The sequence below is a fragment of the Phenylobacterium sp. GW821-FHT12F10 genome (assembly GCF_058806695.1).
Map to the genome: position 1 here is coordinate 1842160 of NZ_JBXAPY010000001.1, position 13089 is coordinate 1855248.

Annotated in this window: 11 protein-coding genes; 5 read left to right on the forward strand and 6 right to left on the reverse strand. The window is 70.1% G+C overall.

Going from position 1 to position 13089, the window contains the following annotated elements; all coding sequences use genetic code 11:
* Positions 1-168: 168 nt before the first annotated feature.
* The 5 genes from mltG to fabD all read right to left on the reverse strand — a co-directional run bounded on the left by mltG (position 169) and on the right by fabD (position 4693).
* Positions 169-1206, reverse strand: coding sequence for an endolytic transglycosylase MltG (mltG, locus tag AC1RN5_RS09270; protein WP_493041483.1), 1038 nt, complete (start codon positions 1204-1206; stop codon positions 169-171).
* 62 nt (positions 1207-1268) lie between these two features.
* Positions 1269-2552: a beta-ketoacyl-ACP synthase II gene (gene fabF / locus AC1RN5_RS09275; protein WP_493040902.1), complete on the reverse strand. Its 1284-nt coding sequence runs from the start codon at positions 2550-2552 to the stop codon at positions 1269-1271.
* A 76-nt stretch (positions 2553-2628) separates the two neighbouring features.
* Positions 2629-2868, reverse strand: coding sequence for an acyl carrier protein (locus AC1RN5_RS09280; RefSeq protein WP_056019455.1), 240 nt, complete (start codon positions 2866-2868; stop codon positions 2629-2631).
* 140 nt (positions 2869-3008) lie between these two features.
* Positions 3009-3749: a 3-oxoacyl-[acyl-carrier-protein] reductase gene (gene fabG, locus AC1RN5_RS09285; RefSeq protein WP_493040903.1), complete on the reverse strand. Its 741-nt coding sequence runs from the start codon at positions 3747-3749 to the stop codon at positions 3009-3011.
* Positions 3749-4693 carry an ACP S-malonyltransferase gene (gene fabD, locus AC1RN5_RS09290; protein ID WP_493040904.1) on the reverse strand — a complete coding sequence of 315 codons (945 nt, stop codon included), beginning with the start codon at positions 4691-4693 and terminating at the stop codon, positions 3749-3751. The genes fabG and fabD overlap by 1 nt, the downstream gene beginning before the upstream one ends.
* A gap of 159 nt (positions 4694-4852) precedes the next feature.
* Between fabD and AC1RN5_RS09295 the strand changes: the two genes are divergently transcribed.
* The 4 genes from AC1RN5_RS09295 to ku are packed head-to-tail and all read left to right on the forward strand — an operon-like array spanning position 4853 to position 8424.
* The gene (locus AC1RN5_RS09295) at positions 4853-5944 is read left to right on the forward strand and encodes a zinc-binding dehydrogenase (RefSeq protein WP_493040905.1); all 1092 of its coding nucleotides are present in this window, start codon (positions 4853-4855) and stop codon (positions 5942-5944) included.
* Positions 5944-6741 carry a transporter gene (locus AC1RN5_RS09300; protein WP_493040906.1) on the forward strand — a complete coding sequence of 266 codons (798 nt, stop codon included), beginning with the start codon at positions 5944-5946 and terminating at the stop codon, positions 6739-6741. Before AC1RN5_RS09295 ends, AC1RN5_RS09300 begins: the two co-directional genes overlap by 1 nt.
* Positions 6742-6751: 10 nt before the next feature.
* Complete coding sequence (locus AC1RN5_RS09305; RefSeq protein ID WP_493040907.1) at positions 6752-7522, forward strand: dienelactone hydrolase family protein; 771 nt, start codon at positions 6752-6754, stop codon at positions 7520-7522.
* A 53-nt stretch (positions 7523-7575) separates the two neighbouring features.
* Entirely contained in the window at positions 7576-8424 is an 849-nt protein-coding gene (gene ku, locus AC1RN5_RS09310) for a non-homologous end joining protein Ku (protein ID WP_493040908.1), read from the forward strand.
* Positions 8425-8544: 120 nt separating this feature from the next.
* Here ku and ligD read toward each other — a convergent pair whose 3' ends face one another.
* Positions 8545-11175 carry a DNA ligase D gene (gene ligD, locus AC1RN5_RS09315; protein ID WP_493040909.1) on the reverse strand — a complete coding sequence of 877 codons (2631 nt, stop codon included), beginning with the start codon at positions 11173-11175 and terminating at the stop codon, positions 8545-8547.
* 214 nt (positions 11176-11389) lie between these two features.
* On the opposite strand from ligD, the gene AC1RN5_RS09320 reads away from it, so the two are divergent.
* Complete coding sequence (locus AC1RN5_RS09320; RefSeq protein WP_493040910.1) at positions 11390-13054, forward strand: M10 family metallopeptidase C-terminal domain-containing protein; 1665 nt, start codon at positions 11390-11392, stop codon at positions 13052-13054.
* Positions 13055-13089: the final 35 nt, after the last annotated feature.

Consider the following 13089-nt stretch of genomic DNA (forward strand, 5'->3'; position numbering starts at 1 on the left):
TGCGCGGGGGCTTGGCGGATGGATCGGTGAGTCTGGGTCCCGGTCTTCCGCTGCGCGGAAACCGGGATGACACCTTGGGGAAGCGTCGCCGCGTACTTGTTCTTGAGGTTCGTGAGGTCCGTGGTCCATCTATCGGACGCCTCCGCCCGCACGGCGCAGCCGGTCACCCTACTGCTCCACCGTCACGCCGGGCGCGTCCACGGGCGCCCCGGCCAGATCCGACGTCTCATTGCTCGTCGCCGCCCCGCGGTTGCGCTCGATGGCGCGCCACTTGGCGACATTGGCGTTGTGCTCCTCCAGGGTGGAGGCGAACACGTGCCCCCCCGTCCCGTCGGCCACGAAATAGAGCTCGTCGGTCTTGGGCGGGTCCAGCACCGCGGCGATGGCCGCCCGGCCCGGATTGGCGATCGGCGTCGGGGGCAGGCCGTTGATGGCGTAGGTGTTGTAGGGCGTGGCCGCCGCCAGCTCCGAGGCGCGGATGCCGCGCCCCAGGGGCTCGCCCTGGGTCAGGCCGTAGATGATGGTGGGGTCGCTCTGCAGGCGGATGCCCTGGCGCAGGCGGTTGATGAACACCGCCGCCACCCGGGGCCGTTCGCTGGCCTTGCCGGTCTCCTTCTCCACGATGGAGGCGAGCGTCACGGCCTCCTCCGGCGTGGCGAAGGGCAGGCCCGGCTGGCGCTTGGCCCACAGGCTGGCCAGCAGCTCGTCGCGGGCGTCCATCATCCGACGCAGCACCGCCGAACGGTCCTCGCCCCGCTCGTACTGATAGGTCTCGGGCAGGATCGAGCCCTCCGGCGGGGCGGCCGCCACCCCGGTCAGGTCGGTCTTGGCGGCGAGCGCGGCCACCACCATGGCGCTGGTGCGGCCCTCGGGGATGGTGATCTGGTGGCGGACGATCTTGCCGTCGCGGATGTCGGCCAGGACGCTGGCCATGGAGGCGCGGCTGGCGAATTCGTATTCCCCGGCCTTCAGGGTCCGCGCGGCGCCGGTGATCTGGGCGGCGGCCACGAAGACCGGCGCCGAGCGGATCACCCCCTCATGGGAGAGGGTCGAGGCGATCTCGGGCAGGCTCGCCCCATGGCGCAGCATCACCGTGGTGGCGTCGCCGCTCCTGGCCGCGGGCCCGGGGCCCTGGAAGGACCACACCACCCACACCGCCACCAGCATCGCGGCCACCGCCAGGGTGGCCGCCGCGCTCAGCAGCATGATGACCAGCCTGCGCAAGGGGGTGATGCCGCCGTTCCGTTTGGGGGATCGCGGCCTCTGGCTCACGTGACCTTCTTGAACACGACCGAGGCGTTGGTGCCGCCGAAGCCGAAGCTGTTGGACAGGGCGTAGGTGATCGCCATCGGTTTCGCCTTGTGGGGGATCAGGTCGATCACCGTCTCGACGGAGGGGTTGTCCAGGTTGAGGGTCGGCGGGGCGATCTGGTCGCGGATGGCCAGGCAGGAGAAGGCCGCCTCGATGGCGCCCGCCGCCCCCAGCAGGTGGCCGGTGGCCGACTTGGTCGACGACATGGAGATGTCCTTGGCGTGGTCGCCCATCAGCCGGGTGACGGCGCCCAGCTCGATCTCGTCGCCCATGGGGGTCGAGGTGCCGTGGGCGTTCACATAGTCGATCTCGTTGGCGGTGATGCCGGCGTCCTTGAGGGCCGAGCGCATGGCCCGGAAGCCGCCGTCGCCGTCCTCGGCCGGGGAGGTGATGTGGTAGGCGTCGCCCGCCAGGCCGTAGCCCACCACCTCGGCGTAGATCTTCGCGCCGCGGGCCTTGGCGTGTTCGTATTCCTCCAGCACCAGGATGCCGGCGCCCTCCCCCATCACGAAGCCGTCGCGGTCCTTGTCATAGGGACGGCTGGCCTTGGTGGGCTGGTCGTTGAAGTTGGTGGACATCGCGCGGGCGGCGATGAAGCCGGCCATGCCCACCGGGCAGATGGCCGCCTCGGCTCCGCCGGCGATCATGATGTCGGCGTCGCCGTACTTGATCAGCCGGGCGCCGTCGCCGATGGCGTGGGCCCCGGTGGCGCAGGCCGTCACCACCGAGTGGTTGGGGCCCTTGAAGCCGTAGCGGATGGAGACCTGGCCCGAGGCCAGGTTGATCAGGGCCGAGGGAATGAAGAACGGCCCGATGCGGCGCGGCCCCTTCAGGTGCAGCTCCACGGCGTTCTTCTCGATGGTGGCCAGGCCGCCGATCCCCGAGCCGATGATGACCCCGGTGCGTTCCTTGTCCTCGTCGGTCTCCGGGACCCAGCCCGAATCCTTCACCGCCTCGTCGGCCGCGGCCATGGCGTAGAGGATGAAGTCGTCCACCCGGCGCTGGTCGCGCGGGCTCATGGTCTGGTCGGGGTCGAAGGAGCCCGGAACGTCCGGGCCGCCGCCGCCGCGGCCGTCGACGCGCGGGACCTCGAAGGCCACCTGACAGCCATAGTCGGTCGGGTCGAAGGTGGTGACCCGACCCGCGCCGGACTTGCCCGCAAGCAGGGCCTGCCAGCTCAGTTCGGTTCCCTGGCCCAGGGGGGTCAGAAGACCGATGCCGGTGACCACAACTCGACGCATGGTGGAGCTCCAAAACGCAGACCGCCGCGGCTCATGTGAGCGTCGCGGCGGTCAAATCTTGAACGAACTCTGGGCCTTAGGCGCCCAGACGCTCTCCGATGAACTTCACCGCGTCGCCGACGGTCTGGATGTGCTCCGCCGCGTCGTCGGGGATCTCGATATCGAATTCTTCTTCGAAGGCCATCACCAGTTCGACGTTGTCGAGGCTGTCGGCGCCCAGATCGTCGATGAAGCTCGCCTTCTCGGTGACCTTCTCCGGATCGGCGTCGAGGTGTTCGATGACGATCTTACGCACGCGCTCGAGGATGTCGGACATCAGGTTTAGTTCCTCAATTAGTCACTTGATCCATCCGTGACCGCCGACATGTTGTCAACCGTAACGGAGCTTCGATTTCGGCCTTCGCCCAACCGCTTCGGGCGTGGCCGTAGCATGTTCGCTTGGCCTAGGCCAACAGTTCAGATCATCGCCATGCCGCCGTTCACATGCAGGGTCTGTCCCGTCATGTAGGCGGCTTCATCGCTGGCCAGATAAACGCACGCCGCGGCCACATCGCTCCCGAGGCCCAGGCGGCCGGCGGGGATGGTGGCCAGGATCTGGGCCTTCTGGGCCTCGTTCAGGGCGTCGGTCATGGGGCTCTCGATGAAGCCCGGGGCCACGCAGTTGACGGTGATGCCGCGGGTGGCGACTTCCTGGGCCAGGGCCTTGGAAAACCCGATCATTCCGGCCTTGGAGGCCGCGTAGTTGGCCTGGCCGGGATTGCCCATGACCCCCACCACCGAGGTGATTCCGATGATCCGCCCGGCCCGGCGCTTCATCATCCCGCGCATCGCCGCCCGGCTGAGGCGGAAATAGCTCTCCAGGTTGATCTTCAGGACGGACTCCCAGTCCTCGTCCTTCATGCGCATCAGCAGGCCGTCCTTGGTGATGCCGGCGTTGGCCACCAGGATGTCCAGGGGATGGCCGGAGACCTCCTCGGCCTTGGCGATCAGCCCGTCCACCGATTCGGCGTCGGCGAGGTTGGCCGCGGCGATCGAGGTGCGATCCCCCAGATCCTTGGCCAGGTCGGCCAGCACGGCCTCGCGGGTCCCCGACAGCACCACGTGGGCGCCCTGGGCGTGCATGGCGCGGGCGATGTGGGCGCCGATGCCGCCGGTGGCGCCGGTGACGAGGGCGGTCTTTCCGGTGAGGTCGAACATCAGAGGCTGCTCGCGAAGGCTTCGAGGTCTGCGGGGGTGTTGAGCGGAGTGGCTTCGGCGTCGGGGGCGATGCGCTTGGCCATGCCCGACAGCACCTTGCCCGAGCCGGCTTCTGCGAAGCGGGTCACGCCCCCCTCCTCCACCAGCCAGATCATGCTCTCGCGCCAGCGGACGCGGCCGGTGACCTGCTCCACCAGCAGGCGGCGGATCTCTTCGGGATCCAGGGTCGGGCGGGCGGTGACATTGGCCACCAGGGGCGCGCGGGGCGCCAGGATGGTGGCCGCGCCCAGGGCCTTGGCCATCTCGTCGGCGGCGGGCTGCATCAGCGGGCAGTGGAAGGGCGCCGAGACGTTCAGCGGGATGGCGCGGGCCCCCAGCTCCTTGGCCTTCTCGATGGCGGCGTCGACGGCGGCCTTGGCCCCGGAGATCACCACATTGCCGTTGTTGTTGTCGTTGGCCACCACGCAGACCCCGAAGGCCGAGCCCGCCTTGGCGGCTTCTTCGGCGAGGGCCACGTCGCTCTTGGGGCCGATCAGGGAGGCCATGGCCCCCTCGCCCACCGGCACGGCGCGCTGCATGGCCTGGCCGCGCAGCTTCAGCAGCCGGGCGGTGTCGGCCAGGCTGATGGCGCCGGCGGCGGCCAGGGCGGAGTATTCGCCCAGCGAGTGGCCGGCGACGAAGGCGGCGCGGTCGATCCCGACCTTGAATTCCTTCTCCAGCGTCCGGGCGACCGCCAGGCTGACGGCCATCAGGGCCGGCTGGGCGTTCTCGGTGAGGGTGAGCTGGTCCTCCGGCCCTTCCTTCATCAGCTTGAAGAGCTTCTGGCCCAGGGCGTCATCGACCTCCTGGAACACTTCGCGGGCGCTGGCGAAGGCTTCGGCGAGGTCGGCGCCCATGCCGACGGCCTGGCTGCCCTGACCGGGAAAGAGAAAGGCGAGGCTCATCTGGGGCTCCCTTCGGCGCGCGTTGGCGCCACTTCGATTCAAGGGCGGAGGGTTAGGGGATTGCGTCCCGCCGGGCAAGGCGGGCGGCGTTTCCGCCACGACAGGCTGGAATTCCCGGCGGTCCGCCCGCAAGCTGGCGAAAACACCCGGGAGGCCTCCATGCGCGCCGTCATCCGCCGTAACAAGCAACTGGTCTGCGATGAAATCCCCGAGCTGACGCCCGGCCCCGGCCAGGTGCTGGTGAAGACGCTCGCCTGCGGCATCTGCGGGTCGGACCTGCACGCCCTGCATCACATGGAACACATGATCGAGACCTCGCGGCGCGCCAGCGGCGGCGGCGACGCCATGGGCGGCGGCTTCGACCCCACCGCCGACACCGTCTTCGGCCACGAGTTCTGCGCCGAGATCCTGGAGCACGGCCCCGGCACCACCGGCGCCCTGAAGGCCGGGACCCGGGTCGTCAGCGTGCCCGCGACCCTCACCGGGACCGGGGTCGAGCTGCTGGGCTATTCCAACGCCCTGCCCGGCGGCTTCGCCGAGCGCATGATCCTCTCGGAGATGATGCTGCTGGAGGTGAAGAACGGCCTGCCCACCGACCAGGCGGCGCTTACCGAGCCCTTCGCCGTCGGCGCCCACGCCGTCGCCAAGGCCCGGCTGGACAAGGACAGCGTCACCCTGGTGATCGGCTGCGGCCCGGTGGGCCTGGCGGTGATCGCCGGCCTGAAGGCCAAGGGCCACGGCCCGGTCATCGCCGCCGACTACTCCCCGCGTCGCCGCGCCGCCGCCGAGATGCTGGGCGCCGACCTGGTGATCGACCCGGCCACCGAGAGCCCGCACGCCCGCTGGGAGGCCTTTGGCGTGCCCACCGCCCGCGCGGCCCAGAACATGGCCCGGATGATGGGCAAGACCTTCGGCCAGCCGGTGGTCTTCGAGTGCGTCGGCTCGCCCGGCATCCTGCAGCACCTGATCGAGGCCTCGCCGGCCGGCAGCCAGATCGTGGTGGCCGGGGTCTGCATGGAGACCGACAAGATCGAGCCGGCCATCGCCATCACCAAGGAGATCGAGCTGACCTTCGTCTTCGGCTATTCGCCCGAGGAGTTCGCCCAGACCCTGCACCAGATCTCCGAGGGCGTAATCGACGTCAGCGGGGTGGTCACCGGCAAGGTCGGCCTGTCGGAGGTGGCCCAGGCCTTCGTCACCCTCGGGGACCCGGAATCCCACGTGAAGATCCTCGTCGAGCCGGGGCGCTGATGCCCCGCCTCTTCGGGCTGGCCTTCGCCGCCCTGATCCTGGCCGCCGGTCCCGCCGGCGCCCAGACCACCCTGCGCGATCTCTGCCCCGATCGGCCGGGCAAGGGCAGCCCGCCCTGCATCCTCGATGTCGGCCACCTCCAGGCCGAGATCGGCCTGGCCGACCTGCAGCGCGACCGCCAGTCGGGCGTGACCACCGACAGTTCCGCCTATGGCGACCTGGAGCTGCGCGCCGGCCTGACGCCCCGCCTGGAGGCCCAGCTCGCCTGGTCGCCGGCGCTCTCCACGCGGCAGAGGACGGCCGGGGTCACCACCCGCGAAAACGGCGTCGGCGACCTGACCCTGGCCCTGCGCGCCTCGCTTAGGAACCCGGACGGCCAGGGCCTCTCCATCGCCCTGCAGCCCTATGTCAGCGCGCCCACCGCGACCCGCGGCTTCGGCGCGGGCGGTTGGGAGGGCGGATTGATCGTCCCGATGTCCCTGCCCCTGACGCCGGACCTGGCCCTGGCCTTCTCGCCCGAGCTCGATGTGGTGCGCGACAGCGGGGGCCGGGGGACCCACCTGGCCTGGAGCGCTGCGGCCGGGGTGGGGCACGGCTTCGGTCCGGTCCAGGTCGGGATCGAGCTCTGGGCCGGACGCGACGACGACCCTTCCGGCGCCGTCACCCAGTCCAGCCTCGACCTGATGGCCGCCTGGAGCCCGAACGACGACCTTCAGCTTGACCTGGGCTTCAACGCGGGGCTGAACCGCGACACGCCCGATATCGAAATCTATGCCGGCCTGGCGCGGCGTTTCTAGGATGCCGCCCATGAGAACCTCCTTCGTCAGCTTTCCCACCTCCGCCGGCCTCCAGGTGGCGGGCCTATTGCGCACGCCGCGCGAGGCCGCCCAGCCGGTCGGGGCCGTCCTGATCTGCCATGGCTCCGACGGGGTCGATGGGCGCGGCGAGTTCTATGCCGGCGCCCTCAACGCCGCGGGCCTCGCCACCCTGGAGATCGACATGTGGGCCGCGCGAAGCACGTCCCGGGGCGCGGCGGGCCGGCCGCGTTCGCCCATGGAGACCCTGCCCGACGCCTTTGGAGCCCTGAAGCTGCTGGGGGCGCAGCCGGAGATCGACCCGGCCCGCATCGGCGTCCTGGGCTTCTCCTGGGGCGGGGTGGTCACCCTGCTGAGCGCCACCAAGGGCCGGGCCGATCCGTTGCGCGGCGACCTGCCGGGCTTCGCAGCCCACGCCGCCCACTATCCGGTCTGCTACGCCTATGCCGCCGACCCCCGCATGGCGCTGACCGACCTCACCGGCGCGCCGATCCTGATCCAGACCGGGGACATCGACACCTACGACCATCCCGACGCCGGGGCCAAGCTGGCGGCGGCCCTGGGCGCCCAGGGAACCGCCCAGGTGCGCAACATCACCTATCCAGGCGCCACCCACGGCTTCGACCGCGACCTGCCGGCCCAGACCATCAACGACCCCTTCGCCCACAACGGCGCCGGCGGGCCGGTGCTGATGGAATTCAACAGGACGGCGGCGGAGGCCGCGCGGGCCGAGGTGGTGAGCTTCTTCACCGGCGCGCTCTAGGCAACACAGCGCCGCCTGGCGCGTTCACCCCTTCGGATTTCTCGGAGGGTTCCATGGCGGCGCGTCCAACCTGGCAGGGTCACCTGCGCCTCTCGCTCGTCTCCTGTCCGGTGGCGCTCTACACCGCCACCAGCCGGACCGGCGACGTGTCCTTCAACATGCTGCACAAGACCACCCACAACCGCATCCGGATGATCCCCACCGATCCGGAGACCGGCCCGGTGGAGCGCGCCGACATCGTCAAGGGCTACGAGATCGAGAAGGACCACTACGTGGTGGTCACGCCCGAGGAGATCGACAGCGTCCGGCTGGAGAGCACGCGGACCATCGACATCGACAAGTTCGTCGACGCCGAGGAGATCGACCGCCTGTACTGGAACGACCCCTATTTCCTGGTCCCGGACGGCAAGGTGGCGGTGGAGGCCTTCACCGTCATCCGCGAGGCCATGGAGAAGGCCGGCAAGATCGCGCTGGGCCGCCTGGTCATGCACCAGCGCGAGCGGATGCTGGCCATGGAGCCCCGCGGCAAGGGCCTGGTGGCCTACACCCTGCGCACCTTCGACGAGGTCAAGGCGCCCGAGGCCTTCTTCGACGACATCCCGGCCGCCAAGGCCGACAGGAACATGATCGCCATCGCCGAGAAGATCATCGAGCAGCAAGAGGGCGACTTCGACCCCCGCGAGTTCAAGGACCACTACGAGGAGGCCCTGCGCGCCCTGATCAAGGAGAAGGAGAAGGGCGCCGGCCGCAAGGTCACCGTCGAGGCGCCGCAGGGCGCCGAGGTCATCGACCTGATGGAGGCCCTGCGCCGCAGCCTGGCCGGAGACAAGAAGGCCCCGGCGAAGAAGCCTCCCGCCAAGAAGGCCGCCGCCAAGCATCCCCCGGCGAAGAAGCGCGCGTAATCCATCTCCGCTCGTCCCGGCGAAGGCCGGGATCCAGATTCATCCACGGCTTCCAGGACCCTGGCCAGGGCTGTGACCTACGACCTGGGTCCCGGCCTTCGCCGGGATGAGCGGTTCTGGCTACACCTTCCCCAACCGCTTGATCGCCGCCGCCAGGGGGCGCTCGGACTCGAAGTAGTCGGCCCAGGCGGTCAGCTTGGGCAGCAGGGCCGGCACGGTGCGGACGGTGTAGGCGGCCGGATCGAGCCCCTTCCTCACCTGGCTCCAGGTCAGCGGCATGGAGACCGGCGCGCCGTCCCGGCCGCGCGGCGAGAAGGGCGCCACCGCCGTCGCCATCCGGTCGTTGCGCAGATAGTCGAGGAAGATCCGCCCGCCGCGATCCTTCTTGGCCATGGTGATCAGGAACCGCTCGGGATCGTCGGCCGCCATGGCCTTGCAGACGTCCCGGGCGAAGGCCTTGGCGGCGGGCCAGTCGATCTTCCCGGCCTTCAGCGGCGTGACCACGTGCAGGCCCTTGCCGCCGGTGGTCTTGCAGAAGCTCACCAAGCCCAGGTCCTCCAGCCGGTCGCGCACCTCGCGCGCCGCCTCGATCACCGCCTCGAACGGCACGTCCGGCCCGGGATCGAGGTCGAAGACCAGCCGGCCCGGAACCTCCGGCTTGAAGGGCTCGCAGTTCCAGGGGTGCAGTTCCACCGCCCCGATCTGGGCCGCGGCGATCAGGGCCTCGGGCCGGTCGATCTGCAGGTAGGGCTTGTGGTCGCCAGACACCTCCACCTCGGTGAACAGGGACGACGAGCCCCGCGAGGCGTGGCGCTGGAAGAAGGTCTCCCCGCCTGTGATCCCGTCCGGCATGCGGATGATCGAGCAGGGCCGGCCCTTGATGTGGGGCAGGATCGCCCCGGCCATGGCCTCGTAGTAGTGGGCCAGGTCCAGCTTGGTCACCGGCTGGCCGTCGCGCGCGTCGGGCCAGAGCGCCTTGCCGGCGTTGGAGATCGTGACCCCCATCACCACCGCCGAGCTCTTCGGCGAGACGGTCTTCGAATCCGCGGCCCTAGGCGCCGGATCGGCCAGCTCGGCGCTCTGCGCCGGCGCCGGGACCTCGGCTTCCACCTCCTGGGCGGGCTTGTCCTCCCTCAGGCCCTTGAAGGCCGCCTGCCGGATCGAGCCGTCGCCGGTGAAGCCGGCATATTCGATCTCCGCCACCAGCTCGGGCTTCACCCAATGGACCCCGGCGGCCTTCTTCGGCGCGCCCTTGCCGGTGAAGGGGCTCCTGTCGGTCTCCAGGGCCTTCAGCTTCGGCAGCAGGCGGTCGACCTTGTCGCGGCCGAAGCCCGTGCCGATCCGGCCCACATGGACCAGATCGCCGTCGCGATAGACCCCGGCGATCAGCGAGCGGAAGGCGTCGCCGGTGGTGGTCCAGCCGCCGATCACCACCTCATGGCCCTGGCGGCACTTGGACTTGGCCCAGGTCTCGCTGCGGCCGGACCGGTAGGGCGCGTCGGCCCGCTTGGAGATGATCCCCTCCAGGTCCATGCGGCAGGCCGACTGCAGCACCGCGTCGCCGGCGGTGGTGAAGTGGTCGACATAGCGGATATTCGGCGGGGCCTTGGCCGTGAGCGCCTGCAGCCGCGCCTTGCGTTCGGTGAGCGGCAGGCCGCGCAGGTCCGCGGTCCCCGCAAACAGCAGGTCGAAGACGAAGAAGATCAGGTCGTCGGTCCTGCCCTCCGAGATCGCCGCCTGCAGGGCCGCGAAATCCGGCGCGCCGGTGTGGTCCAGCGCCACCACCTCGCCGTCGATCACGCAGTCGGGCAGGCGGGCGCCGGCCGCCACGATGGCCGGGAACTTGGCCGACCAGTCCAGGCCCTTGCGGGTCTTCAGGCTCGCCGCGCCGCCGACGGTCCGCAACTGCATGCGATAGCCGTCGAACTTGATCTCATGCACCCAGCCCGGCCCCAGGGGCGGCTTTTCCAGGGTCTTGCACAGCTGGGGTTCCACGAAGGCGGGCACGGCGGCGACGGTCTTGGGTTTGGCGACGGACTTCGGGTCGGCCCGCGCCACCTTCGGCGAGGCCGCGGCGGTGGAATGGGCGTTGGCCCGGCTCTGCCAGACGGCGTCGGCGGCGGCCCCCTTGGCGGTCATGAAGGGGCTGGCGGGCTCGCCCTCCCCCGCGGCGATCTGGGCCATGCTGCGGCCCGAGGCGATGGAGCGGTCCTCGGCGGCGAGCGCCCCGCCCTCCCCCTCCACGGCGGCCGCGTCGCGGTGCTTGATGAGCAGCCAGTTGTTGCGCTTGGACTTGGCGTCGGGCCGTAGCCGAACCAGCACCCAGGAGCCGTGCAGCCGCCCGCCCTCCATGACGAACTTCAGCTCGCCCGTCTTCAGGGCCTTGTCGATGTCCTCCATCCCCGGCTCGGGCGCCCAGTAGCCCCGGTCCCAGAGTTGGACCGTGCCGCCGCCGTACTGGCCCTTGGGGATGGCGCCCTCGAAGTCGCCATAGTCCAGGGGGTGGTCCTCCACCTCCACGGCCAGGCGCTTGTCGTGCGGATCAAGCGAGGGCCCGCGGGTCACCGCCCAGGACTTGAACACCCCATCGTGCTCCAGCCGCAGGTCGAAGTGCAGGCGGGTGGCGGCGTGCTTCTGGACCACGAACCGCAGGCGGTTGGACTTGACCACCTTGGCGTCCCGGCCCGACGGCTCGGCCGTCTGCTCGAAGTCCCGCATCTTCTGGTAGCGGGCAAGTTTCTCTGCCGCCATGGCCGCCTCCGATCCCGGTTAGATTGCCGAAACGATTGACGCCGATACTCGATCCAGATCGCCCGCGAAGATGAACGGCAGATAACAGAAAACCATAGCTAAGCCTTTGAAACCTGCGGGAAAACGTCGCAACGCGGGGTTCCTGGTTGCCGGGGGCGCCGTCCCCCCGTACGGAGGTCTGGAGTTGGGGAGCTTGTAGTGTGGTGACCGTCCCATGGCCATGACCTCTTCCGGCGACCCCATCGGCGCCAGCTTCGCCCTGGAGGGCGACGCCTCCCCCCAATCCTACCTCAACGCCGACGCCCGCGGCGGCACGGTGGGAAGCAAGCAGAGCTTCACCGTCGCCGAGGCGGCCAACCGCCTGGTGGGCGGCGAGCCCGGCTGGTCCAACGCCCTGGGGGTCGGCTTCACGGTGACCTACGGCTTCCGGGCCGACGCGCCGGCCACCATGCCCGACGACGCCACCGGCTTCTCGCGGTTCAATTCCGCCCAGATTCATCAGGCCGAGCTGGCCCTGGCCGGCTGGTCCGACGCCGGCAATATCAGCTTCGTCCGCGTGGGCTCCGGCGCCTCGGGCGACGCGGCCTACTCCAATTCGGCGAGCATCCTGTTCGGCAACTATTCGGGGGGCGTCGCCGGGGCCTCGGCTTTCAGCTTCTTCCCCCGCAACACCAGCTTTTCCGCCCAGTCGGGGGACGTCTGGACCAACAGCACCTTCAGCTACAACGTCAATCCCACGGTCGGGAACTATGGCGGCTCGGTGCTGATCCACGAGATCGGTCACGCCATCGGCCTGGGCCACCCCAGCAACTACGACGCCAGCGACGCCACGGCCCCCACCTACGCCACCAGCGCCGACTACGCCGAGGATAGCCGCCAGTACACGGTGATGAGCTACTTCAGCGAGACCAACACCGGCGGCAGCTTCGGCGGGACCTATTCGGCCGCGCCGATGCTGGACGACATCGCCGCGGTGCAGCTGGAATACGGCGTCAACACCACCACCCGGCTGGGCGACAACACCTACGGCTTCAACGCCAACGCCGGCCGGCCCTGGTTCGAGGCGACCTCGGGGGGCTCGCGCCTGGTCTTCGCGGTGTGGGACGCCGGCGGCGCCGACACCTTCGACTTCTCCGGCTTCAGCCAGAACCAGGTCATCGACCTGCGCCAGGGCTTCTTCTCCAATGTCGGGGGCTTGGTGGGCAATGTCGCCGTGGCCGTTGGGGCCACGATCGAGAACGCCCTGGGCGGCTCGGGCGCCGACCAGATCAACGGCAACAGCGCCGCCAACCAGATCCTCGGCGGCCTGGGAAACGACACCATCGACGGCGGCGAGGCCAATGACTACCTGCGCGGCAACGAGGGCGACGACAGCCTGATCGGCGGCGGCGGCTTCGACGACATGCTGGGCAACCAGGGGAACGACACCCTGCGCGGCGGCGACGGGCCCGACTGGGTGGTGGGCGGCCAGGCCGACGACCGCCTGTTCGGCGAGGCCGGCGACGACGTGGTCTACGGCAATCTGGGCTCCGACACCCAGGACGGCGGCGACGGTCGCGACTGGGTCCGGGGCGGCCAGGCCAACGACAGCCTCTCCGGCGGCGCGGGCGACGACTGGCTGTCCGGCGACCTCGGCGACGACACCCTCTCGGGCGGCGCGGGCGCCGACACCTTCCACAGCTGGGGCGCGGCCGGGATCGACCGCGTCACCGACTTCAGCCGCGCCGAGGGCGACCGCATCCAGGTCGATGCCGGCACGACCTGGACCCTGGCCCAGGTCGGCGGCGACGCCGTGATCTCCATGGCCGGCGGCGGTCAGGTCATCCTGGTGGGCGTCCAGACCACCGCGCTCACCGGCGACTGGATCTTCGCGGCCTGAGGGTGAGCGGGGGGCCTCGAGCGCGTCAGAGTTGG